General features: G+C 63.9%; 19 protein-coding genes. 14 read left to right on the top strand and 5 right to left on the bottom strand.

Annotated elements, in window-relative coordinates:
- Positions 1-125: 125 nt before the first annotated feature.
- From P0Y64_12050 to pip, 6 genes are all read left to right on the top strand, one after another.
- Positions 126-1,415 (top strand): sugar MFS transporter, encoded by a 1,290-nt coding sequence (locus P0Y64_12050; protein WEK42123.1) that lies wholly within the window; start codon positions 126-128, stop codon positions 1,413-1,415.
- The gene (locus P0Y64_12045; GenBank protein WEK42122.1) at positions 1,412-2,128 is read left to right on the top strand and encodes a copper homeostasis protein CutC; all 717 of its coding nucleotides are present in this window, start codon (positions 1,412-1,414) and stop codon (positions 2,126-2,128) included. The genes P0Y64_12050 and P0Y64_12045 overlap by 4 nt, the downstream gene beginning before the upstream one ends.
- Before the next feature lie 43 nt (positions 2,129-2,171).
- Entirely contained in the window at positions 2,172-3,227 is a 1,056-nt protein-coding gene (locus tag P0Y64_12040) for an SIS domain-containing protein (GenBank protein ID WEK42121.1), read from the top strand.
- Positions 3,224-4,357: an N-acetylglucosamine-6-phosphate deacetylase gene (nagA, locus tag P0Y64_12035; GenBank protein WEK42120.1), complete on the top strand. Its 1,134-nt coding sequence runs from the start codon at positions 3,224-3,226 to the stop codon at positions 4,355-4,357. Before P0Y64_12040 ends, nagA begins: the two co-directional genes overlap by 4 nt.
- A 94-nt stretch (positions 4,358-4,451) precedes the next feature.
- A complete protein-coding gene (locus tag P0Y64_12030; protein WEK42119.1) occupies positions 4,452-5,354 on the top strand; it encodes an ROK family protein in 903 nt (300 codons plus the stop codon).
- Between the two features lie 133 nt (positions 5,355-5,487).
- The gene (pip, locus tag P0Y64_12025; protein WEK42118.1) at positions 5,488-6,576 is read left to right on the top strand and encodes a prolyl aminopeptidase; all 1,089 of its coding nucleotides are present in this window, start codon (positions 5,488-5,490) and stop codon (positions 6,574-6,576) included.
- Positions 6,577-6,616: 40 nt separating this feature from the next.
- Here pip and P0Y64_12020 read toward each other — a convergent pair whose 3' ends face one another.
- Positions 6,617-7,492 carry a DUF2520 domain-containing protein gene (locus P0Y64_12020; protein WEK42117.1) on the bottom strand — a complete coding sequence of 292 codons (876 nt, stop codon included), beginning with the start codon at positions 7,490-7,492 and terminating at the stop codon, positions 6,617-6,619.
- A gap of 85 nt (positions 7,493-7,577) precedes the next feature.
- The gene (locus tag P0Y64_12015; protein WEK42116.1) at positions 7,578-7,985 is read right to left on the bottom strand and encodes a hypothetical protein; all 408 of its coding nucleotides are present in this window, start codon (positions 7,983-7,985) and stop codon (positions 7,578-7,580) included.
- A 634-nt stretch (positions 7,986-8,619) separates the two neighbouring features.
- Here P0Y64_12015 and P0Y64_12010 point away from each other — a divergent pair.
- The gene (locus P0Y64_12010) at positions 8,620-9,729 is read left to right on the top strand and encodes a hypothetical protein (protein WEK42115.1); all 1,110 of its coding nucleotides are present in this window, start codon (positions 8,620-8,622) and stop codon (positions 9,727-9,729) included.
- 87 nt (positions 9,730-9,816) lie between these two features.
- Positions 9,817-11,442, top strand: coding sequence for a ShlB/FhaC/HecB family hemolysin secretion/activation protein (locus tag P0Y64_12005; GenBank protein WEK42114.1), 1,626 nt, complete (start codon positions 9,817-9,819; stop codon positions 11,440-11,442).
- 93 nt (positions 11,443-11,535) lie between these two features.
- Here the strand turns inward: P0Y64_12005 and P0Y64_12000 are convergent, their stop codons facing one another.
- On the bottom strand, positions 11,536-12,528 hold the full coding sequence (locus P0Y64_12000) for an aldo/keto reductase (GenBank protein WEK42113.1): 993 nt from the start codon (positions 12,526-12,528) through the stop codon (positions 11,536-11,538).
- 193 nt (positions 12,529-12,721) lie between these two features.
- On the opposite strand from P0Y64_12000, the gene P0Y64_11995 reads away from it, so the two are divergent.
- Positions 12,722-13,408 (top strand): GNAT family N-acetyltransferase, encoded by a 687-nt coding sequence (locus P0Y64_11995; protein ID WEK42112.1) that lies wholly within the window; start codon positions 12,722-12,724, stop codon positions 13,406-13,408.
- A 24-nt stretch (positions 13,409-13,432) separates the two neighbouring features.
- Here the strand turns inward: P0Y64_11995 and P0Y64_11990 are convergent, their stop codons facing one another.
- A complete protein-coding gene (locus tag P0Y64_11990; GenBank protein ID WEK42111.1) occupies positions 13,433-14,113 on the bottom strand; it encodes a septation protein IspZ in 681 nt (226 codons plus the stop codon).
- Positions 14,114-14,171: 58 nt separating this feature from the next.
- On the opposite strand from P0Y64_11990, the gene P0Y64_11985 reads away from it, so the two are divergent.
- The 5 genes from P0Y64_11985 to P0Y64_11965 all read left to right on the top strand — a co-directional run bounded on the left by P0Y64_11985 (position 14,172) and on the right by P0Y64_11965 (position 21,945).
- On the top strand, positions 14,172-14,780 hold the full coding sequence (locus P0Y64_11985) for a WHG domain-containing protein (GenBank protein ID WEK42110.1): 609 nt from the start codon (positions 14,172-14,174) through the stop codon (positions 14,778-14,780).
- Between the two features lie 346 nt (positions 14,781-15,126).
- Entirely contained in the window at positions 15,127-17,688 is a 2,562-nt protein-coding gene (locus P0Y64_11980; protein ID WEK42109.1) for a TonB-dependent receptor, read from the top strand.
- 22 nt (positions 17,689-17,710) lie between these two features.
- A complete protein-coding gene (locus P0Y64_11975) occupies positions 17,711-19,024 on the top strand; it encodes an amidohydrolase family protein (protein ID WEK42108.1) in 1,314 nt (437 codons plus the stop codon).
- Complete coding sequence (locus P0Y64_11970; GenBank protein WEK42107.1) at positions 19,021-20,340, top strand: amidohydrolase family protein; 1,320 nt, start codon at positions 19,021-19,023, stop codon at positions 20,338-20,340. The genes P0Y64_11975 and P0Y64_11970 overlap by 4 nt, the downstream gene beginning before the upstream one ends.
- 27 nt (positions 20,341-20,367) lie before the next feature.
- Entirely contained in the window at positions 20,368-21,945 is a 1,578-nt protein-coding gene (locus P0Y64_11965; GenBank protein WEK42106.1) for a M20/M25/M40 family metallo-hydrolase, read from the top strand.
- A gap of 102 nt (positions 21,946-22,047) precedes the next feature.
- Here P0Y64_11965 and P0Y64_11960 read toward each other — a convergent pair whose 3' ends face one another.
- On the bottom strand, positions 22,048-22,740 hold the full coding sequence (locus P0Y64_11960) for a TetR/AcrR family transcriptional regulator (GenBank protein ID WEK42105.1): 693 nt from the start codon (positions 22,738-22,740) through the stop codon (positions 22,048-22,050).
- Positions 22,741-22,786 lie beyond the last annotated feature (46 nt).

Genomic DNA, 22,786 nt, shown 5'->3' with positions numbered 1-22,786 from the left:
ATAGTTTGACATGCGCCACGGATCGCGCCAAATTTGGCCCGTCTGAAGGCGCGGATTCCCGCTCGAAAATTGGCGTTTCACGGCGCAAAACAGCGCGCGCAGCAACGCGCGGGAGGAAAAAAGCAATGACGGCGCAGGTCGCGACACAAACCGAAGGCAAGGGCGCCAGCTCGTTGGGGACCGCCGCGATCGTCGGGGTGATGTTCTTCATCTTCGGATTCGTGACCTGGCTCAATGGCCCGCTGATCACGTTCGTGAAACTCGCCTTCACGCTGGACGACGTCTCGGCCTTCATGGTGCCGATGGTGTTCTACATGTCCTATTTCTTCCTCGCCCTTCCCTCCGCGATGATCTTGCGGCGGACCGGCATGAAGAAGGGCATGACGCTCGGCCTGTTCATCATGGCGCTGGGCGCGGTCGTCTTCGGCGAGATGGCGACGACGCGCATATTCTCCGGCGCGCTCTCCGGGCTTTTCATCATCGGCGGCGGCCTCGCCATCCTGCAGACGGCGGCCAATCCATATGTCTCGATCCTCGGGCCGATCGAGAGCGCGGCGCAGCGCATCGCGGTGATGGGCATATTCAACAAGCTCGCCGGCATTCTTGCGCCCGTGGTGATCGGCACGCTGGTGCTGCACGGTGTCGGCGAACTGGATGCGCAGGTGAAAGCCGCCTCCGGGCACGCCGAGCGCGAGGCGCTGCTCGATGCCTTCGCCGCGAATATCCACACGCCCTATATGGTCATGGCGGGGCTGCTGGCGTTGCTCGGCCTGCTCGTGCTGCGTTCGCCGCTGCCGGATATCCGGCCGGAGCCGTCGGTACGCGACCAATCGGGCGGCGGTGCCGGGCTGTTCGCATTCCCGCACCTCTGGCTCGGCGCATTGTGCCTGTTTCTCTATGTCGGCGTGGAGGTGATGGCCGGCGACGCGATCGGATCATACGGCCACAGCTTCGGCCTGCCGCTTGAGGAAACCGCCTTCTACACCTCGTTCACGCTTGCCGCGATGCTGCTCGGCTATCTGGCCGGCCTCGTCCTCATTCCGCGTTTCGTTTCGCAGGAACGCTATCTGGCGATCTCCGCGGTCATGGGCGTGATGCTGGTGATCGGCGCCTATATGACAACCGGCTATGTGTCGGTCGCCTGCGTCGCCGCGCTGGGCTTCGCCAATGCGATGATGTGGCCCGCGATCTTCCCGCTCGCGATCCGCGAGCTCGGCCGATTCACCGAAACCGGCTCGGCCATCCTCATCATGGCGATTTGTGGCGGCGCGGTCCTGCCGCAGATTTTCGCTCATATGAAAGACTATTTCGATTTCCAGCTCGTCTTCCTGGTCATCATGGTGCCCGCATATGGATACATCTTCTCCTTCGCCACCTGGGGCAGCCGCGTGAAGCAGGCTGAAAGCGGGCAATGATATTGCTCGAAGTCTGCGTCGATACGCCCGCCGGTTTGCTGACGGCGATAGAGAACGGCGCCGATCGGATTGAGTTGTGCTCCGCGCTGGCGACTGGCGGCCTCACCCCGACCGTCGGCCTGATGGCGCTCGCCGCCACCCGTTCGACCCCGACGCGGGCGATGATCCGGCCGCGCGGCGGCGCGTTCGTTTTCGACGTGGCCGAACGTGAGGTTATGCTCCGTGACATCGACGCCGCACGCGACGCCGGGCTTGAGGGCATCGTGATCGGCGCATCCGGCCGCAACGGCACGCTAGATCGCGCGCTGCTCGAACGGCTCGTGCGACATGCGCACGGCCTGAAGATCACTCTGCACCGCGTTGTCGACCTGCTCCCCGATCCCGTCGAAGCCGTCGATCTGGCGGTCGCGCTCGGCATATCCACCATCCTTACCTCGGGCGGCGCGTGCAAGGCGGTTGACGGCGTGGACGTCATCGCCGCGATGCACGAACGCGCGAGCGGCCGCGTCGAGATACTCGCCGGCAGCGGCGTCAACGCCGGCAACGCGCCGGCGATCCTTGCCGCCACCGGTATCGCTTCGCTCCATGCCTCGTGCAGCAGCGCCGCCGCGATGGACGCGCGCTTGCTCGAGCTGGGATTTGAGACCCCCGGGCGCTTCGAAACCGATGGCGCGCTCGTCGCCGCGCTCCGCCACGCGACAAACGGTGCCTGAACCTGCGCGCCGCCCACAGATGAACAGAGCAACACCGAAACCCATGTCCAGCACTCTCGCGAAAAATCCGGCCAAAGATCCGGAGCAAACCTTGATGCACGCCGAAGCAGGAGAGGCCGCCAACGCGGCCGCGCGTTTTCTTGCCCGTAATGCTGACACGCTGGCCCGGATCGCCGATCGCGTGCGCGCGACGCCGCCCACGTTCGTCGCCACCTGCGCGCGCGGATCATCCGACCATGCGGCGACTTATGGGAAATATCTGTTCGAAACGCTGATCGGCATCCCTACCGCGTCGGCCGCCCCATCGGTCGCGTCGATATTCACCGCGCCGCTCCACGCACGCGGCGCGCTGTGCATCGCGATCTCGCAATCCGGGCGCAGCCCTGATCTGTTGCGGACGGTGGAGGCGTATAAGGCCGCCGGGGCGTTTACCGTCGCGCTGGTCAATGAGGAAGCCTCCCCCCTCGCCTCGCTGACCGACGAGACGCTGCTGCTTCATGCGGGCCCGGAACGATCGGTGGCGGCGACCAAATCCTATATCACGTCGCTCGTCGCGCTTGCCGCGCTTGCCGCGCATTGGGCGGACGATCAGGCGTTGCACCAAGCCCTCGCGCGATTGCCGGGCGATCTCGCACAGGCGTTCGATCTCGACTGGAGCGCGGCATTGACCGCGCTGTCGCGCGCGACCAACCTGTTCGTGATGGGCCGTGGATACAGCCTCGCCGTCGCGCAGGAAGCAGCACTGAAGCTCAAGGAAACGTGTGCGCTGCACGCCGAGGCCTTTTCCTCCGCCGAGGTGCGCCACGGGCCGATGGCGATCGTCGGGGAAGGCTTCCCGATCCTCGCCTTCGCCACATCCGACAAGGTGGGCGACGACGTCCGCGCCGCCGCGGGCGAGTTCGCAGCACGTGGGGCGATCGTGGAGATCGCCGACGCCGCCGATCCGGCGGCGCACCTGCCCACGATCACGGCGAACCCGATCGTTGAGCCGATATTGATGATCCAGAGCTTCTATCGGCTGGTGAACTTGCTCGCGGCCGCACGCGGGCTTGATCCCGACGCGCCACCGCATCTGCGCAAGGTTACGCAGACGATATGAGCAGCACGCGCTTCATCAACGGTTCGATCGTCGGCGCCCACCCGGCGACCGCTGACGGCGTGGTGATCGAGGACGGCGTGATCGTCAGCCGCCCCGCGTCGGACACCGATACGACGGTCGATCTCGCCGGCGGCTATCTGCTGCCCGGCTTCATCGACACGCAGGTGAACGGCGGCGGCGATGTGCTCCTGAACGACAGCCCTACAGTTGAAGCGATCGCACGGATCGGCGCAGCGCACCGCCGCTATGGCACGATGAGCTTCCTGCCCACGCTGATCTCCGACGATCTCGATAAGGTGGATGCCGCGATGCGCGCGGTGGAACAGGCGATCGACGCCGGCGTTCCCGGCGTAATCGGCATTCATCTGGAAGGGCCGTTCCTGAGCGCAGCGCGCAAAGGTACGCACGATCCCGCTAAATTCCGCACGCTAGACGATGATGCGATCGCATTGCTCTCAAGCCTGAAGGCTGGTCGTACGCTGGTTACGCTCGCGCCCGAGACCTGCACCGATGACGATATCCGCCGGCTCGTGTCGGCCGGCGTGATCGTCGCCGCCGGGCATACCGACGCCTCCTATGAGCGCATGAAATCTGCCTTCGCGGCCGGGGTGTCGGGTGTAACACACCTGTTCAACGCGATGTCCCCGCTTGGTCATCGCGCGCCCGGCGTCGTCGGCGCGACACTGGAGGATGATCGGGCCTATGCCGGCATCATCGTCGATGGCCATCATATATCGCCCACCGCATTGCGGATCGCGGTCCGTTCCCGCCCGCGCGACCGCTTTATGCTGGTGACCGACGCCATGCCGACCGTTGGCAGCGCGACCAAGACGTTCAACCTGCAAGGCAAGACGATCCGTGCGCACAACGGCGTGTGCATGGAAGAAAACGGCACGCTCGCCGGGTCCGATCTCGATATGGAAACTGCGCTGCGTAACGCGGTTTCGATGATCGGCCTCTCGGTGGCAGAGGCAGCGTTCATGGCATCCGGTGCGCCTGCGGCGTTCCTCGGGCTGCGTGATCGCGGTTCGCTCGCCCCAGGGCAGCGGGCCGACCTGCTGTGGCTCGACGCGGAGCTTCGCCTGCGCGCGATGTGGCAGGCGGGCGAACCGGTCGCGCTCGCTGCCTGAGCCTGTTGCTTTTCGAAATTGATGATTACGGCGGTTGTCGGCATCGAGCCACGATCGCGCAAGACCTCTACACAAGGTCGATAGGAGGTAAGAAGTGAGGATCTGCGCCGATGTAGGCGGCTCGTTCGTGGATATGGCGCTGGTCGACGAAAATGCGTCGATCCACCATCGCGTCAAATTCCCCACCCCGGTCGATGACTGGGATGCCTTTGTCGATATCTTCCGCCAGTTTCAGGCGACCCACGCCGACAGCATGGCGCCGGACGATGCGATCTCGATCGCGATCGCGGGCCTTGTCGCGCGCGATGGCGGCAAGATCGTTTCCGCCAATGTCGGCTGCACCCACGGCCGGCCGCTCGCGCACGACCTAGCGGCGGCACTGGGCCGCCCGGTCTTCGTCATCAACGATGCCGATGCGTTCGTGCTGGGCGAGGCAAGGCTGGGCGTGGCGGTCGAGCATGATCGCGTTTTCGGCCTGATCCTTGGCACCGGCGTCGGCGGCGGCATCATCGAGAACGGCCGGGTCGTCACCAGCGCGCTCGGCGTGGGCGGCGAATGGGGCCACGGCCAGATCATGATCCCGGCCCCCAATATGCCGGGCGCGATACCCGTGTTCAAATGCGGCTGCGGCCGGACGGGGTGCCTCGACACGCTGGGCAGCGCGCGCGGCCTGGAACGGCTTCATCATTTCCTGAGCGGCGAGATACTGACCAGCAAGGAGATCACGCTCGGCTTCAGCGCGGGTGATGCCAATGCCATCACCACGGTTGAATATTTCACCGATATTTTGGCGGGGGCCCTGTCAGCCATTCTCAACACTTTTCCGGCGAGCATCGTGCCGGTGGGAGGCGGTCTTTCCAACTCCAGCGAACTGATCGCCCATATCGATCGCAAGGTTCGCGCAAACATGTTGTCCACGCCCGCCGAACCGATATTGGCAACGACGATTCTTGGCGGAAACGCGGGATTGCTCGGCGCATACTTCGCGGCGGAATAATCCTTCACCGCCGCGATCGGCGGATTACGGACGATCACCCGGCGCGCACGGATCGCCGCGCAGCCAAGCGGACTGTCGCCAATCAATGCCGCCCGCTATGCTGAACCCAAATCACAAACACAGGCGGGCGAACATGGATTTCTCGGGGCTGCAACAAACCAGCAAGATCGTCGATGAATGGCGTTATCCCGAGGCCGAAGCCCGAAACAGCGGGCTGTTGCAGGTCGATCATGATCCCGACCATCGCCTCCACTGGGAAGAATATGGCAACCCGGCCGGTGAGCCCGTCATGTTCCTTCACGGTGGACCCGGCGGGGCATGCGCGCCCGTCATGGCGCGATTTTTCGATCCGGATCGCTATCGCGTCATCCTGTTCGATCAGCGCGGCTGTGGCAAAAGCGAGCCGACGGTGGCGTCGGCCGGGCCGGCGGTTGCGCTCGCCAACAATACGACGCCGCACCTCGTCGCTGACATCAACCGGCTGCGCGACGCGCTCGGCATCAGCGGCAAGATGCATGTATTCGGAGGAAGCTGGGGCAGCACGCTGGCGATGGCATATGCGATCGCTCATCCTGAACATTGCGCCAGCCTGATCCTGCGCGGCATTTTCCTTGGCGCGCCGGAAGATCTCCATTTCATGTATCAGGGCAATGCTGCGACGTTCGCGCAGTCCCCGTTCGCGCTGAACGCGCCGGGCGCCTATGTCAGCTATCCCGAGGCATGGCGCGATTTCCTCGCGCCGATCGCACCCGCGGATCGCGGAGATGTGATGAAAGCCTATAAGGCGATCTTCGACATGGTGCCGACGACAGAGGACGAGCGCACGCGCCAGTTGGCGGCGGCGCTCGCCTGGTCGGTGTGGGAAGGGACGATCTCCAATGCGATCCCCGATACCGAAGACGGCGGAAAGTTCGGCGACGAGACGTTCGCCTTATGCTTCGCGCAGATCGAGGCGCATTTCTTCGCCAACGCGCTGTTCATGGAGCCGGATCATATCATCCGCAACGCCGCGACGCTGGCGCGCATCCCGGTCCATATCGTTCACGGCCGGTTCGATCTCGTCTGCCCGCTGACGCAGGCGTCACGCCTCGCTGCGGCCCTTGCCGATGCGGGAACCGAGCCCGCGACCTTTGTGGTGACGAATGCGGGGCACAGCGCGATGGAGCGCGAAAACGCGCTGGCACTGACCGCGATCATGGATGGCCTCCCGCCGCTTCGTTGAGCCTCCGGAGATCGCGCCGATAAGGACTCGCGTCGCGCGATCAGGCGAGACGTTCGCGTAACGCGGGCGCGGCCGCCCGCGCGCCCGAGCGTTCAAGCTCGTCGAGCGTGGCGATCGCCATCGTGCGATACGCCGGCAGCATTTCCTGGCAATAACTATCCAGCGCGATCAGATGGTTATGGATCGTTTCATCGTCACCGCGCAACAGCGGGCCGGATAGCGCCGCAAAGCCCCGCGAGAGGCTGTTCTCGAGCGCGGCCCGCACGAGCGGCGCCAGCAGCCCCCGCGGATCATCCACGCCTGCCGCGGTCAGCGCGCGGGACGATCCGTTAAGCAACGTCACGAGGTGATTAGCGGCGTGGCACAAAGCCGCGTGATAGAGCGAGCGATGCTCTTCCCGTATCTCCACCGCGACACCATCCAGAAGCCGCACCACCAGATCGGCGCGCGCACTGGCCTCCGCGCTCGATCCCGTAACGGCAAAGCGCGCGCCCGCCATGCGCCGGACTTCGATCGCCGGATCGCCGGTAAAAGTCATGACCGGGTGAATTGCGGCGGTGATCGCCCCCCTCGCCCGCAACGGTGCGAGCATTGCCGCGCCGCTCTGCCCGCTCACATGGAAAACGAACGGCGACCGCCCCTCGGGGATCGCGCGCGCGAGTTCGGCAATGACCACGCCGATCGCATCGTCGGAGACCGCGATGGCGATCAGGTCACAAGTCTCGCCAAGCGTGTCATAGCGCGTGGCAGCGGCAGCACGCCCGACCTGCGCGATGGCGGCATCAAGTCTCGCGGGAGAGCGGCCATACAGTAACGGCGGTCGAGCCGAATGCCGGCCGAGGCCAAGCGCCAACGCACGCGCCACTCGCCCGGAGCCAACTACGCCAATCTGCTGATACGATGCCTCATCCACCATGTCGTGCGTTTAACGCGACACGCCCCGCGCGGCCATATGACCCGCGCGCCAGTCGATCGCGCCTGTCGCAAGGCAGAACCCGGGGCTAGCGACGTGGCCCGAAGCGGCTGCTCTCGAAAGACACCGTGGCACCCGCATTGTCACCAAGCGGAATGTCGGCCGTCCCATATGCGCCGCGCGCACCATTCGTCCCGATCATAAAGCCCACCTCGCCGTGAACCCTGCGATCGAGCGCCCCCGACATCGGCTGCTCGCCACGCGCCAGCGCCGCGCTCTCCACGGTATTCGCGTCCAGAATGGCATTGCGCTGCTCATCCGTCAGGCGACGCACATCGCCGTCACTGGGTGGCACCGGTTGCACGGCGGCTGGCGCAGACGCCGAAATCGGCGTGGCCGATTGCGCGAGCGCGGTTGCCGATCCGCCGAAACTTCCCAACGTAACGGCAACGGCGATCGACAGGGCGCGGACGTTCGGCGACATCGAGTTGGTCATGGCTTCATTATGGACCCAACAAGCCTGACCGGCAAATGAACGGGATGTGCTGGGCGCCATTTCCGACTCCATCCGCCAGAACCGCGATGGGAAATCCGGCCGATCGACATAGTTCGCATCACGAAAAACCAATTTCATTCGCGGCGATTTCGGCGAAATAAAAAACTCTGCGGACGACAGATCGCATTAAAAAAATTCAAATACGTCAGCCGCTTATATTGCAAGTATCGTCGCCTTTCCGACAACAATTGATCCAATCTCCATATCGGATGATTTTCTCAACGAGTTTTAATATTTTCTTTACGTATATTGTCAAATATTAACAAATACGAAGAGAGATTATCGGATTGATTAGATAGATAAGTTTCTCGATAAATTGTCCGGATTTAGCATCAGGCCGCAATTCACGCGACCTTGCTCGGTTGAACGAAGTAAGATTGCAAAGGGATATTCACCGATGAATTGTCAGGTGATATCCGCCTTCTCACTTTTCGGCGCTCTTCAATAGCGAAGAGCTTGAGCCGTTGATCATTGCGATCTGAAATTGGAAGAATTTATTCTTCCGCTGCCCTTCCGTATCCGGAAACCATGGAGAACGGCTGTGTCGCAAAAAATCCCTCAAACGAAGTTCACGATGATCGCCGGATCGGCAATCGCCTTGTTGTTGCTCAGCGCCTGCGAAAGCTCCGGCGGATATCGATTTGCCAGCGTCGGATCGCCCGGATCAAACGCCGGAAGCGGCGGTGATGGCGGCGCCGGCGGTAACGGCGGCAACGGAGGCACCGGCGGAAGCGGCGGAAGCGGCGGAAGCGGCGGAAGCGGCGGAAGCGGCGGAAGCGGCGGCAACGGTGGCGCGGGGGGCGCCGGCGGCAATGGCGGCGGCACGCTGGGAACGGCGCTCACCCAGCTTTCGCCCGCGCTGGCGACCGCGGGCAATGCCGTGCTTGGTGTCGCCGACGGTCAGGGCCGGATAACGACGCCGATCGCGACCGCAATTCCGATCGCTCAGCCGATCACCGGCACCATCACGAAAATTCTGACGGACACGGGCACCGCGCTGGTCGATGTCGGCGAAGGCCGCACCCTGCTTGTGAACGGCGTGAAGGGCGTCGTCGGCGACGCGCTGTCGATCGCCGTCGGCGACAAGTCGGTCACCAGCCCAGCTAGTGGCGGTACCGGCGCAATCGCGGTCGCGGCGCTTGGCTCATCGGTGCCGACGGGCACGATCGCATCGGCCGGTGTGCTGAACGCGGGCAGCGCCGTGACCGCCACGGTAAACGGCATCGCCAATGTGAGCGTCGCCAATGTCACCGCGCCGAGCGGGGGCGCATCCGCCAATCTGGTCAACCTCGCGCTCAACGGAAATAACGTCATCGGCAACGGCCAGCCCGCGCTGGTCAACGCCAGCCTGCTGCCCAACGGTCTGCCGGCGACCGGCGGCGCGACGAACGTCGTATCCACGGTCACCAACGCGGTCGGCGCCGTGCCGGTGGCGGGCAATGTCGTCAATTCTGTCGTCAACGGCGCGACAAACGGGAATGGCGGCGGCGTGCTGAGCCCGGTCGTCAACGCGGTCACCTCCGTCACGAGCGGTGCCGCCGCGCCCGCATCGGGCGGCGGCGTATTGGCGCCCGTCGGCAATATCGTGAACGGCGTCACCTCGACGCTCGGCGGCGCGACGGGTGGCTCAGGGCAATCGGGCGGCCTGCTTCCAGGCCTCATCCCGGGCCGTACCAATCATTAGCGGCTCTGGGGCTGCGGCACCCCTCTCCCGCCGCAGCCCCATTTTCGCGCCCTCGACGCAAACAATCACCGATCCCGGGGTACATTCATGACCGTCGCCTCGCTCGCACTGTTGTTGGCGGCGGCGCAGAGCAATCCGCTGCCGCCAGAATCGCAGGGCGCGCCGCTCATCATCGATCAGGGCCGCGCCGACCGCGCCCAACCGATGCTGCCGCCCCCCGCGCTGAAACCGGACGACCAAACGACCGTCGCGACCCAGCTTTCCACCGTCGACGCGCGTGGCGTCGAGACCCCTATCAAGGGCATCGCGTTCGAGGGCGTGAAGGTGCCCGCGCCGGTCGCTGAGGCGGCATCAGGCTTCCTCGGCCATCCCGCGACACGCGCGACGCTGGAGGCGCTCGCCGCGAAACTCTCCATCGCATATGAACGCACCGGCATCGCGCTCTATACAATCGCCATTCCCGATCAGGATCTGTCGTCGGGGCACATCAGGGTGACGGTCGCCGAAGGCTTTATCGAGGATATCGTCTATCCGAAGGGCGCGAGCCCGCTGATCCATGCCTATGGCGAGCGATTGCGCCAAGAGCGCCCGCTCACCCGGCGCACGCTGGAGCGCACCTTGTCGCTGATGCGCGACATTCCCGGCGCCAAGATCGACGCCGATCTTCAGCGCGGCAAACAAGCGGGCGGCGTGGTGATCGTCATTACCCCGCGCCGCCGACATTCCGATTTCGCTTTAGGCGTGGACAATCGCGCGACGCAGGGGCTCGGCAGTGGCCAGTTCCGTGGCGAGGCGCATGGCTATAGCCTGTTGCGAGATGGCGATCGCACCGATCTGACATTGTTGTCCGCCACCGATCTTCGTCGTTTTCGCTATGCGGCGCTCGCCCATGCGACGCCGCTCGGCGCGGACGGCCTCAGCCTCGCACTGTCCGGTGGCTATCTCGAAACCCGCCCGAGCGACCAGCCAGTGCGCGGCGAAGCTGCCACCGCCGGGCTGTCGCTCAGCTACCCGATCATCCGCGGTTATCGCCGCAATCTGTCGATGAGCATCGGGCTGGATGGCATCAACAGCGATGCCGCCGCTTTCGGCGCGCTCATCTCTTCGGATCACATGCGCGCCGCGCGGCTTGCGGTGGGTTATTCATCGGTCGCCAAAGAAACCGTGACCACCGCCGGCGCGACGATCACGCGCGGCCTCGGCATCCTGGGCGCGCGCGGCACGCCGGGCTTTACCGACACTGTGTTCACCAAGGCCAATGCCCGCGCCACGATCGATCGCGCGCTGGGCAAACGCATCGTCGCGCGGCTGCGCGCATCGGGCCAGTGGAGCCGGGATCGGCTCACCGCGAGCGAGCGGTTCGCCGTCGGCGGTTCCGAGTTCGGGCGTGCGTTCGACGCGGCGATCCTTTCCGGCGACAGCGGCTTCGCCGGGCTTGGTGAACTTGCGATCCGGCCCAAGCTCCCCGCCGACTGGAACGGCAGCGAGCTATATGGCTTCATCGACGGCGCGCGCATCTACATCAACGAGCGCCTACCCTATGCCGCGGCCGATTACGGCCTCGCTTCGGCCGGCGGCGGGGTGCGCCTGTCATATGCCGGCAAGGCATCGCTGGAGATCGAGGGCGCGAAGGTGATCGATCACCCCTATCCCACCGATCGCAGCGATTGGCGCGTCAATCTCGCCTGGCGCCTGGCCCTGCGAAAGCCATGATCCAGCGGGTTTCGCGCGAGATGATCGGCGCAGTGTGCCGCAACCCGCCCCGCGCCGAGCGGCGGGGATCGAACGGACAGGCTGCGCCGATTGTCAAAGTTTGACCCGAGCCATTCCCGCTTCGGAATAGCGTGGCCCGGCCGTGCTTCCCGTCGGGGCGGCCGCCGCGATCCGGGCGAGATCGTCCGCCGTCAACGTCACATCCGGCGCGCCCGCGCTGTCGCGCATCGTTTCACTGTGCTTCACGCCAGGGATCGGCACGATATCCTCACCCTGCGCAAGCAGCCACGCCAGCGCGATCTGCGCGTTCGACACGCCGTGACGGCGAGCGACTTCGGCGATCGCGTCGACGATGGCGAGGTTCTTCGGCATGTTCTCCGGCGAATAACGCGGGTCGTTACGCCGCCAGTCATTGGCCGGCAGTGCGTCAAGGCTGCGGATTTCGCCCGCCAGAAAGCCGCGCCCGAGCGGGCTATACGGAACGAAACCAATGCCGTTTTCGCGACAGGCGGAGAGAATTCCGTCCTCCACGTCGCGCTCCCAGATCGAATATTCGCTCTGCAATGCCGCGATCGGATGGACGCTGGCGGCGCGGCGAATAGTGTCCGCCGCCGCCTCGGAGAGACCGAGGTAGCGAACCTTCCCCTCCTTCACGAGGTCGGCCATGCCGCCGACGGTTTCCTCGATCGGCACGTTCTGATCGACGCGATGCTGATAGAACAGGTCGATCACATCCACGCCCAGCCGCTTGAGCGATCCCTCGCACGCGCGACGGGCGTTCGCGGGGCTGCCGTCGATGCCGACGGGCGTGTCGCCATTCCAGCGCATCGCGAACTTGGTGGCGATCACAAGCCCGTCGCGCCTGCCCTTGATCGCCGCGCCGACAAGCTCCTCGTTGCGGAACGGGCCATACATCTCCGCGGTATCGAAAAAGGTGATGCCGAGATCGATCGCCTCGTGAATGGTGCGCGTGGAAACCGTGTCGTCGGCGACACCATAGTTGATGTTGCCTTCTCGGACCATCGGCATGCAGCCGATTCCGATCGCGGATACCTTCAGGCCATGACCCAACGTTCTATATTTCATGATGATCTCCCACATTCGGGTGAATGTCAGAACCGCTCGGCGATCAGTTGCTCGCCGTTCAACCATAGCGCGTTTCCATGCCCGGGATCGAGCGCGTAACCGGGCTGAATTTCGCGGGGTGACGACCGTCGCGATTTCACCCGCGCGGGAGACGATCTCGACCGCAACGCGAGAACGGCGCTATGGGCCACTTATGCCCCTTCCCCACCCGCTCGACCGTCCGACATGGAGTGCGCTCAATGGCCGCCACGCGCGGTTCGCTATCGTGCGCGGTGGCGCGCGGCGATATGATCCGGCTTATGGTGTGTTCGCGGCCATTGAAGACCGCTTTGACGCCAGCCTCGCCGATCTTGTCGCGCTCGTTGCGGAACATGGCGACGTTGCGCTGCTGGAGGTCGATCCGCCCACCGACGCGCCCGGCGTTAGCGTCGCATCACAGGATCTCGGGGTCCAGATGTCCGCGACCAGCCTGACCTCCGGCCCCGCACCGGCAGTTCAGCTCACGCCACTGGGCGAGAGCGACGCGCCAGAAATGCTGGCGCTCGCGACGCTTACCGAGCCCGGTCCGTTCTTCGGGCGCACGCATCATTTGGGGGACTTTTTCGGCGTGAGGGTCGATGGCCAGCTTATCGCCATGGCCGGCGAGCGGATGAAACCGGATGGCTTCACCGAGGTGAGCGGCGTCTGCACCCACCCGGACTATCGCGGTCGCGGATACGCCGCCGCCCTCATGCGGCTCGTCGCGAACCGTATTCTCGATCGTGGCGAGATGCCTTTTCTGCACGCTTATGCCAGCAATCGTGGCGCGATCGCCCTTTATGAAACGCTGGGGTTTTCCGTGCGGAGCGAAGTGTTGATGACCAGGCTTACGCAAGCATAACGAGAGCCGCGTGCGGCTTGTTGTTCAGGTGCCGCCCGCCGCAACGCCCGCGAGCATCATGCGCGCTCTTACGCGGCGTGTCGCAAGGATGCGAACCAGCGTGAACTGGAAACCGAACAGCCCGATCTTCGACGCGACCGGGAAGATCGCCAGAAACGTCAGCCACCACGCAGGAAAGGCAATCACCACGATCAGATTGGCGATGCTCGTCACGAACATCAAACCCGCCCAGACATAACCGAACGTCGTCATCAAATCCTCGACCACCGCGAGATCGGCGGGCGCGACATAGCGGTTCATCCAGCCGGCGCGCAGCATCGCGATCCCGACCGCGGCATAGATGACCGACGGCTTGGCCATAACGAAGCGCGGATCGTTGGTCGCCAGCGTCGCGCCCGCCGACAGGATGACCAGGGCGAGGCTAAGCCATTGCATGGCTGGCACCGGTTTGCGCCGGGCCAGTTCCCACACGACCAGCCCGCCCGCAATCAGCACGCCGGAGAGTGCCGCGAGAACGAGATCGACGTGCATCGCCACCAGCACCGCGAAGACGATCACGCCCAGCGAGTCGAAGAACAGCGGCAGAACCGCGTAAAGCAATTGCCTGATCACGCCACATGCCCTCCGGCCGCGGGAAAGTGCCTTGTCGAAATATCGCTCGGCATCCCGATCGAACTCTCGTATTGCCACTGTCAACATCGACATGCGCCGATCGACCGGTTGCGTCAATTAAATTTACAGTGTCAATTTAGGTGATTGCCAAATGGCCGCGAAATCGGGCGCCAACGCCGGGGAAAAACCGAAGAAGCCCTATCACCATGGCGCGCTGCGAGAGGCGCTGTTGGAGTCGGCGGAACATATTCTGGAGCGGGATGGCATCACCGGCCTGACGCTGCGCGCCGCCGCGCGCGAAGCAGGCGCATCCCATGCCGCGCCGAAAAACCACTTCGACGACATGACCGGGCTGTTGAGCGAACTCGCCGCGCGGGGGCTCGCCCGCTTCACCGATAGCCTGCTGGCGGCGGCGGATCGAGAAACCGATGCCACGGCGCGGCTCAATGCTATCGGCCGCGCTTATGTCGAGTTCGCGCTCGCCAATCCCGGCCTGTTCCAGTTGATGTTCCGCAGTGAACGCCTCGACCATTCGCGCCTGGCGCTGGCGCACGAAACGCGACGCTCGCTACAGATGCTTGCCGATGCTGTCGGCGCGGCCCATCCAACCGCTGGCCGCGCCGAAGTGGCACGCGCTTGGACGATGGTTCACGGATTCGCGATGCTGGTGCTGGATGGGCGGCTGAAATCGCTGATGGGGGATGATCCCGACGGCAGCGATCCGATGGCGCTGCTCGATACCATGCTGGCGCTCGATTAGCATCGCGCGACCTCGCCTCGCACGAAGCGCGGGCGCGAAATCCGGCAAATCAAACTGCGTCCCTTGAAGAAGGACTCCTTACCGCGAAGCCGAGCCCGCATCGGACCAATCGCGGCCGCCAACACACTTAGTTTCTCAATTAAGCGAAAAAAAGACCAAATATTTCAATTTCTATACAATATTTTAGAATTGCGTTGACGGCGCTTTCGGTTTCAAATTCACGCAAGCCGCGCGACGCAGATCGTGAGGATGCGCAGGGAAATTTTCCTGGACGGGCGAAAGCCTAGCCCGGGAGGGACAATCGGGACAGGGCGACATCGTCGCCCGCACAAAAGGGGGGAAAAGCATGATTATTCGTGGAACGCGCCGCGCGTTGGCGACCGGGATCGTCGTTGGCGCTTCGTCGCTCGCTACTTCTACCGCGCTGCATGCCCAGACGGCCGACCTTCAGCCGGCTCCGGCGCAGTCCGCGCCTGCCCCAAGCAACGATAGCGAAATCGTCGTCACCGCGCTGAAGCGCGCGACGAGCATCCAGCAGACGCCGCTCGCGATCTCGGCGGTGAGCGCGGAAACGCTGACCAAGCAGAACATCACTGACTCGCTGGCGCTGAGCCGCGTCTCGCCCGGCCTTCAGATCAACGAAAACGCCAATGGCGGCAGCCGCGTCATCATCCGTAACCTGTATGCGACGGGCGAGGCACTCGTCGGCATCTATTATGACGACGTTCCGTTGAGCGGCACCGGCGGCGTTTCGAACGACGCCGGCGGCACGCAGCCGAGCCTGCGCCTGTTCGACGTGGAGCGCGCCGAAGTGCTGCGCGGCCCGCAGGGCACGCTCTACGGCGCCAGCTCGATGGGCGGCACAATGCGCATCATCTTCACCAAGCCCAAGCTGGATCGGTACGAAGGCGCGATCGACGCGCAGCTGAACACCTCGGCGGAAAGCAACGGCGCGCTGGGCCGGCAGGTGAACGGCATGGTCAACGTGCCGATCATCGATGGGGTGCTGGGCGTTCGCGCGACGGGATATTACGATCGCACGTCTGGCTATATCGACAACAGCCTGCTCGGCCTGCGCAACATCAATGCGAACAAGAGCTATGGCGGCCGCGCGACCGTGCGGGTCAAGCCGGCGGATAACGTCACCATCGACCTGATGGCCGTCTATCAGAACCGCAAGGGCGCGGGGACGAGCTGGAACTATACGGAATACCAGCTGACCGGAAAGAAGTTCGATCAGCCGCTGCTGATGCAGCAGCCGCAAGAAGACCGGATGAAGCTGTTCTCCGGCACGATGAACTGGGACATGGATTTCGCGACGCTGACGGTCGCCGGGTCCTATACCGATCGCCTTTTGCAGTATAAGTTTGATTACACGCCGTATTTCGCGCAATATCAGTCGGCTAACAAAACAGGCGGCCTGGTTCCCAACCGCACCGCCCCTGGCACCGGTATCCCGGGCTACGCCAACTTCGTGAGCGATTGCGCCGCCGGGTTCGTCACGGGCACGACCTGTGACGGGGCCGGATACCAGACCCTGGTAAACGGTTATGGCAACAGCACGACCTATCAGCCGCAGTCGAACAAGACCTCGACCGAGGAAATCCGCCTCGCCGACGATCGCAACGCCTTCAAATGGACGGTCGGCTTCTATCACAGCTATCGCAAGAACTATACGCGATCGATCCTGAGCCCGGCTGATCCGGTGACCGGCATCCAGCTTTATCCGATCGGGTATCCGGCTGGCAGCGTCTATACCGTTGGCGTCGACAATGTTGGTCTCGATCGCACGATCGACGACCGGCTTGAGCAGTTCGCGGGCTTCGCCGAAGGCACCTGGGATGCGACCAGCAAGCTGAGCCTGACCGCAGGCGCGCGCTATTTCAAATACAAGAAGAACACCACGTCGACCGTGATCATTCCGAGCTATATCGCGGGCAACGTCCGCCAGGCTCCGCTGACCACCGGGGGTGACGAAAACGGCACGTTGCTGAAGTTCAGCGCCAACTACAAGTTCACCCGCGACGTGATGTTCTATGCCTCGGCGACGCAGGGCTATCGCCCGGGCGGCGTGAACCAGACGCTGGGTCTGCCGAGCTATGCCGCGATCTACAGCTCCGACTCCGTCTGGAACTATGAAGCCGGTCTGAAGACGGCGTGGTTCGATCGCAAGGTGGTCCTGAACGTCGATGCGTTCCGCATGGACTGGACCAACATGCAGATCTCGGCGAGCTACAACAACGCGTTCGGGTTCATCACCAACAGCTCCAGCCCGGCGCGGATCCAGGGCATCGAATTCGATACCGCTTTCTACCCGGTCGATCGCCTCTCGCTGAAGTTTTCGGGCAGCTATATCGATGCCAAGCTGAAGGGCGACCAGGCCCTGCCGAACGGCATCACGCAATGCCCGATCCCGTTCATCCCCGGCACCACGGGCTGCGCGACGATCAGCGCCGGCAAGGCGGGCGACGCGATCCCCTATTCGCCGAAATGGACCCTGCAGGGCAGCGCGGATTACAGCACGCCGGTGAGCGACGATCTGGAGGTCATTTACCATGCCGACCTCAGCTATCGCAGCAGCGCGCTGACCACCTACAACCTGCCGCTCTATGCCTCGCGCTATCCGACCGGTCCGGCCGGAACGCCGGGTGGTGCCGCTCTCTATACGCTGCCGGGCTTCGCCACGGTCGGCGCGCGACTGGGTCTGGAAAAGGATCAGGGCCGCTGGGGCATCTATCTGTTCGCCAACAACCTGTTCAATACGATCGGCCTCACCAGCCTGACGAACGGACAGGCCAGCGCCACCCAATTGCCGTGGCGGTATAACGGCAACGTGGTCAAACCGAATTTCGCAGTCACCACCGCACCGCGCGTCGTCGGCGTGCAGTTCATGGCCAAGTTCCGCTAATTCGCACGGGGAGTAATCCACCATGAAGTCTGGAATCTTACGCGGCTGTGCAGTGGCCGCGCTGATCGGTGGCGTCTTTGTCGGGGGCTCTGCCTCCGCCAAGGATGTCGTGATCCACGCCGGCAAGCTGATCGACGGCGTTTCGGCGACACCCAAAACGCAGGTCTCAATCCTTATCCGTGACGATCGCGTCACGGGTGTGCAGAACGGCTTCGTCACCCCGGCCGGGGCCGAGGTGATCGATCTTTCGACGAAGACGGTGCTGCCCGGCTTTATCGAAAGCCACGATCACATCTCGTCGAACGGCGATCGCCGTCCGCTCAACCGCTTCACGCTGACGACCGGCGACTCCACGATCGCCGCCGTCGCCAACGCGCGACGCCTGATCGAGGAAGGGTTCACCACCGTCCGCGATCTCGGCTCGGACGGGATTTCCGCGCCTGCCGTGATCCGCGCCATCAACGCCAAGCAGATCGTCGGCCCGCGCTACTGGACCGCGCTTCAGGCGATGGGCCCCACCGGCGGCCACTCCGATCGCCAGAACGGCCTAAGCCCCGCCGTTTCCATCGAGGGGCGCGACGCTGCGATCATTGACGGCCCCGAAGACGCAGTGGTGAAGGTGCGCCAGCATCGCCGTGACGGCGCGACGGTCATCAAGATCATGCCGTCGGGCGGCGTGGGGTCGATCGGTGACGATCCCAACCACATGACGATGACCGACGCCGAAATGAAGGCCGTAGTCGATACCGCGCACGAGCTGGGGATGAAGGTCGCCGCGCACGCGCACGGCAAGCAGGCGATCGATCACGCGATCCGCGCCGGCGTCGATTCGATCGAACACGGCACCTATTCGGATGCCGAAAGCTACAAGCTGATGAAGGAGCATGGCACCTTCCTCGTGCCCACGCTGCTCGTCGCAGATGCGATCTACCAGAATGCCATCAAGCATCCCGAAACCCTGCCGCCGACGGTGGCGGACAAGGCGATCGCGGTGACACCGGTGATGGTCGGCAACGCTGGCCGCGCCTATAAGGCTGGGGTCAAGATCGCGTTCGGCACCGATCAGGGCGCCACGTCGGATCGCAACAAGGCCGAGGAATTCGCGCTGCTGGTCAAGGCCGGCCTGACGCCGATGGACGCGATCTTCACCGCCACCCGCAACGCCGCCGAACTGATCGGCACGCCGCAGGATATCGGCTCGGTCCAGACGGGGCGTTACGCCGATATCGTCGCGGTCGAGGGCGATCCGCTCGCTGACATCACCACGCTTCAGCGCGTCGAGTTCGTCATGAAGGGCGGCGAAGTGCTGAAAACTGGCGGGAAGATGGTTCGATGAGCACTGCAAGGAAAACACTCGGTGCGCTGCTCGGCGCCTGCGCATTGCTAGCGATAGCCCCGGCGGCGACGGCCAAGGACGTGGTGGTTCATGCCGGCACGTTGATCGATGGCGTATCGGCAACGCCTAAGCGTCAGGTGTCGATCATCATCCGCGACGATCGCATCACCGGCGTGCAAAACGGCTTCGTTACGCCGGCAGGCGCCGAGGTGATCGACCTGTCGACCAAGACGGTGCTGCCCGGCTTTATCGATACGCACGATCACATCTCGATGGATGCCGACTGGGCCGTGCTCGGTCGTTTCACGCGCAACGAGGCGGACGGGGTGATCACCGCGCTCCGCAACGCGGAGCGTGACATCGATCAGGGCTTCACCGCCGTGCGCGATTGCGGCTCCGGCCGTATCGAGGGGCCGGCGCTCCAGCGCGCCATCGCCGCCAAACAGGTGATCGGCCCGCGTATCTGGACCGCGATGCAGCCGCTGTCGGCCACCGGCGGCCATTCCGATCCACAGAACGGGATGCAGCCCGGCGTCCATTTCGATGGCCGTGACCTGTCGATCGTCGATGGGGCGGAGGATGCACGGGTAAAGGTGCGCCAGCATCGCCGCGATGGCGCCAATCTGATCAAGATCATGCCGTCCGGCGGCGTGGGCTCGATCGGTGACGATCCCAACCACATGACGATGACCGACGCAGAGATGCGCGCGGTCACCGAGACCGCGCATTCGCTCGGCCTCAAGGTCGCCGCGCACGTCCATGGCAACAAGGCGATCAACCACGCGGTTGAGGCGGGCGTAGATTCGATCGAGCATGGCACTTATGCCGATGCCACAAGCTACAAGCTGATGAAGGAGCGTGGCACCTTCCTCGTCCCCACCCTGCTTGTCGCCGACTGGATCTACCAGACCGCGGTGAAGACGCCGCAAAACCTGCCGCCGACGGTGGCGGAAAAGGCGATCGCGGTGACGCCGACGATGATCGGCAATGCCGGCCGCGCCTATAAGGCCGGGGTGAAAATCGCGCTCGGCACCGATTTCACCGGACTTGGCGATCGCAACAAGGCGGAGGAGTTCGCGCTGCTGGTGAAGGCAGGGCTGACGCCGATGGACGCGATCTTCGCCGGCACCCGCAACGCGGCCGAACTGATCGGCGCGCCGCAGGATATCGGATCGGTCCAGGCGGGCCGCTATGCCGATATCGTCGCGGTGGACGGCGATCCGCTCGCCGACATCACCCGGCTACAGCATGTCGCTTTCGTGATGAAGGGCGGCGACGTGTTGAAGAAGGACGGCAAGGTCAAACTGCCGGATTAGGACTTAACAAAACGGGAGATCAAGGTCGTGAGCAAGTTCGTTCGTTTACTCGTGCCGCTGCTCGCGGCCTCCTCTTGCCTCAGCTCGGTGGCGTTCGCCGAACCGGCGAGCCCACGGCCGGATATCACTATCCCCGCCGGCCCCGGCTTCAGCATGGCGAAAATCCCCGCCTACAAGGGCGATCACAAGGATATCTACGCCTATATCGACGCGCATAAGGACAGCGACGTCGCCAATCTCCAGCGCTGGGTGCGCCAACCTTCGATCAGCGCCGAGAACAATGGCGTAAAGGAAATGGCCGCGCTGGTGGCTGCCGATCTCAAGAAGATCGGCTTCCAGGAGGCGGAGGTTGTTCCCACCTCGGGCCATCCGGGCGTGTGGGGATATTACGATGCCGGCGCGGCCAAGACGCTGGTGGTCTATATGATGCTCGACGTGCAGCCGGTCGAGGAGAAGGACTGGCAGGTCAAGCCGTTCGAGGGCGCGCTAGTCGATCACCCGCTCGGCAAGGTGCTGATGGCGCGCGGCGCGACCAACACCAAGGGCCCGGAACGCGCCTTCCTCAACGCGATCGAGGCGATCATCGCCACCCGCAAGAAATTGCCGGTCAACCTCATGATCCTTGCCGAGAGCGAGGAGGAACTGGGCTCGCCGCATTATCCGGAGCTGATCGCCAAGTTCAAAGACCGCCTGAAGACGGCGTCTGGCGCGATCTATCCGGGCGGCGGCCAATCGCCGGTCGACGGCGCGGTGTCGTTCCAGCTCGGTAACAAGGGCCTCGTCTATGTCGAGCTGGAGGCGAAGGGATCTTCGCAGGCCGGCGGCCCGCAGAAAGCCGAAATCCATTCGAGCTGGAAGGCCACCACCGACGCCCCCGCCTGGCGTCTGACGCAGGCGCTGGCCACGCTCACCTCGCCCGACGGCAACACGATCATGATTCCGGGCTATTATGACAAGATCCGCAAGCCCAATGCGGAGGAGCAATATCTCTTCAACGGAACGCTGCCCGGCTGGATCAAAGGCGACGGCAATACCCGCAAAGCGTTTTCCGTCGATCACTGGTACGACAATCTGGACGCGCGCACTTCGCTGACGCGCTATCTGTTCGACACAACGCTCAATATCGACGGCCTGTCGAGCGGCTATGGCGGGCCGGGCGTCAAGACAATCCTGCCCAACCGCGCGCTGGCGAAGCTCGACAGCCGTCTGGTGCCCGATCAGACGCCGGAAGAGTCGCTGCGCCTGCTCAAACAGCATCTCGTCGCCAAGGGCTTCGGCGATATCGAGGTGCGGCTGCTTGGCGGCTATCCGCCGTCGCAGACCTCGGTCGACGCGCCGCTGGTGCGCGCAGTGTTGTCCACCTACAATAAATACGGGCTTCCGGTGGATGTATCGCCGCGCTCGGGGGGCAGCCGGCCGAGCTATGTCTTCACCCAGACTTTGGGCCTGCCCGACGTCACCCTGTCGATCGGCCATGGCGCGGACGCTCATGCGCCGAACGAATATCTACTGATCGATCCGAAGCCGGGTTCGAAGGTTTTCGGCCTGTCGGGGATGCAGAAATTCTATGTCGACACGCTCTACGCGCTGGCCGCGATGAAATAGCGCGATATCGTCAGCAGGAATGCGCCGGCTCATTGCATCGAGACGGTGCATTCCTGGCTGAACGGCCTCAACGCATGATGAAAGCACCGCCCAAGATCGCGCCTATCGATGGATGACGAAACCTGTCGGCTCCGAAGCCGGCTCGAGTTGATCGCTCGATCCGAAGATCTGGGATAGGGTGGGGGTTGCGCTACGCTCCTCAAGTGTATCCAATTCCCGCTCCACGATCGAGCGCAATTGCGCGCACAGCGTCTGGTGCCCTCGCCCGTTCCGTTCGGCCATGACGATCCATTGGCACAATCCGCTGCCCAATGTGGCGATGAGATCCGCCAGATCACACCGCAGATCCGCAAGTCGCTCATCCGGCGCGCAGGCGGAGAGCGCGGCGATCAGCGCGCGCCGCACCTGATCGCGCATCTCCTCCTGCAATTGCGCGATCCGGGGATTGCGCGCCGATTCCGCCATGATTTCGGGCATCAGGCGATAGCCGTCCACATCCTCATCATAGCTCGTGAATGATAATATCCACTCGCGGATCGCCACCCGGTCTCCCGCCGCGATCGCGTCGTTGAGGTTCGCCTCATCAAGGAATTGCGAGAAATCGCGGAGCGCGAGCGCGGCGATAATGTCTTCCTTGCACGAAAAGTCGCGATAGATTTGCCCGACCTTCACTCCAGTCGCCGCCGCGATCTGCGCGACGCCAGTGCCGTGAAAACCGTTCTCGACGAACAAATTGCGCGATATTTCAAGGATATGATCCCTCCGCTCCATGGCGCGAGCGGCACGACTCGACATGTTGCGCTGCAAAAAAATTCTCCGTCTCGAACCTTTATCGCTTGCT

The sequence above is a fragment of the Candidatus Sphingomonas colombiensis genome (assembly GCA_029202845.1).
Lineage (GTDB): Bacteria > Pseudomonadota > Alphaproteobacteria > Sphingomonadales > Sphingomonadaceae > Sphingomonas > Sphingomonas colombiensis.
The sequence above is the reverse complement of the archived record's forward strand: the minus strand, read 5'-3'. Positions and strand labels throughout refer to the sequence as shown.